This is a genomic window from Nonomuraea antri (genome assembly GCF_013283785.1).
GTDB lineage: Bacteria > Actinomycetota > Actinomycetes > Streptosporangiales > Streptosporangiaceae > Nonomuraea > Nonomuraea antri.
This window is the reverse complement of the sequence record NZ_JABCPZ010000513.1, coordinates 1-1,707: the sequence shown is the minus strand read 5'-3', so window position 1 is coordinate 1,707 and position 1,707 is coordinate 1. Positions and strand designations below refer to the sequence as shown.

The window sequence follows — 1,707 nt, the reverse complement described above, 5'->3', positions numbered from 1 at the left end:
GCCCGCATCCGAGTCATTCCCAGCGACACACCAGCCCAGAACCCACTCCCGCAGACACTTACCGCTTAACCTGCAGAAACAGGATCACGCGAAGATCGATTCATACACCACGTCTGTGGACGTGACCCCCGGGCCCGGGCGGAGGACCGAAGGCCTCGCTCTCGCTACGGGCCGGAGGCTCACTCCCGCGGCGGCCAGGAGGCCCACCTCCGCAGAGGGGCCGAATGGTCACCTTGCGGAGGCCAGGAGGCTCACTCCCACCGAAGCCGGGAGACGCACTCCGCGCGGGGACGGGGAGGAGGCTCATCTCCACGGAGAGGGCCGGATGTTCACCACGCAGAGACCAGCCAGGAGGCTCACTCCCGAGGAGAGGCCGGACGCGCACCCGCCAGGGCCCAGAGACCGCCTTCCCAAGGACCGCCAGACCCATCCCCGACGACCAGAGGCCCCTTCCTCCCGCGAGCCGCAGACCCGCTCCCGCAACGAGGGACCGCAGACTCGCCCCCGAAGACTCACTCCCGGCACCCAAAGAACCGGAGGCCGCTGTGCAGCCGGAGAGCTGAAGGCTCACGTTGCGGCCAGCGAACTGAAGGCACGCTCCACAGCCGGAGAAATTGAAGGCTCGCTTCGCAGCCAGAGAACTGAAGCCGCACTTTGCGGCGGAGAACCGGAAGCTAGCACCTCCGGAACTGGAGAAGGGAAGTTCGCTCTCCGCAGCCGGAGAACCGGAAGCTCGCTCTCCGGATCCCGGAAAACCGCAGGTCCACTTCGGTGAACCCGGAGAACCGGAGGCCGCTTTCCTGAAGCGCTCCAGGCGATCCGCCCTCAACCCGCACCCGACCGGCGGCCCCGCCCCGCCTGACCCAAGGAGAGGCCCATGACGTGGTGGTCCCAGGAGGTGCTGGCCCTGTCGCGCCGCTGGCTCCTCATGATCCTCAGAGAACGGCTGAACCTCCTGTTCAGCATCCTCCAGCCAGCAGTCTGGCTGGTCTTCTTCGCCGGGGCCCTGGGCGGCGCGGTCGATCCCCGGGTCGTCGGCACGCCCGACTACATCGCCTTCGCCGTCCCCGGCATCATCGCGTTCACCGTGGTCGGCAACGGCGTGTCGGCGGCGATGCCGCTGCTGTTCGACAAGGAGACCGGCTACCTGGACAAACTTCTCAGCATGCCGATCCGCCGCAGTTCGCTGATCGTGTCCCGTTTCGTCTTCCAGATCGGTATGAACGGCGCCCAGGTGCTGGTGATCCTCCTCGTGGCGCTCGCGCTGGGCGTGCGCCCCGCCACGGGTCTGCTCGGCGTGCTGGCGATCCTCTTCGCCACCGCGCTGCTGACGCTCGCACTCACGGCCGCGGCGATGGCGCTGGCCTGCGCCGTCCCCTCTCACGGGACGTTCTTCGCGATCACCGGCTTCGCCTCGCTGCCGCTGCTGTTCATGAGCAACGCGTTCGTCCCGCTGACCGCCATGCCCGGCTGGATGGAGGCGATCGCCCGCCTGAACCCGCTCACGTACGCGATCGAGGCGATGCGCCTGCTGGTACTGAACGGCTGGAGCGGCGGCGTCCCCTTGTCGCTGGCGGCGCTCATCGCAGCCTCGGCGCTGCTGCTGGCCGTCGGTTCGTGGCAGTTCGCCCGCCAGACCAGCGAACGCATCGCCTGACGACCACGTCCCCGCACTCCCAGCCACCGCCCCGACCCACACCCAACCAC

The 1,707-nt window shown here is 68.4% G+C and carries 1 protein-coding gene; it reads left to right on the top strand.

Going from position 1 to position 1,707, the window contains the following annotated elements; translation table 11 throughout:
* Nucleotides 1-877 precede the first annotated feature (877 nt).
* Nucleotides 878-1,657 (top strand): ABC transporter permease, encoded by a 780-nt coding sequence (locus HII36_RS55035; protein ID WP_173531359.1) that lies wholly within the window; start codon nt 878-880, stop codon nt 1,655-1,657.
* Nucleotides 1,658-1,707: the final 50 nt, after the last annotated feature.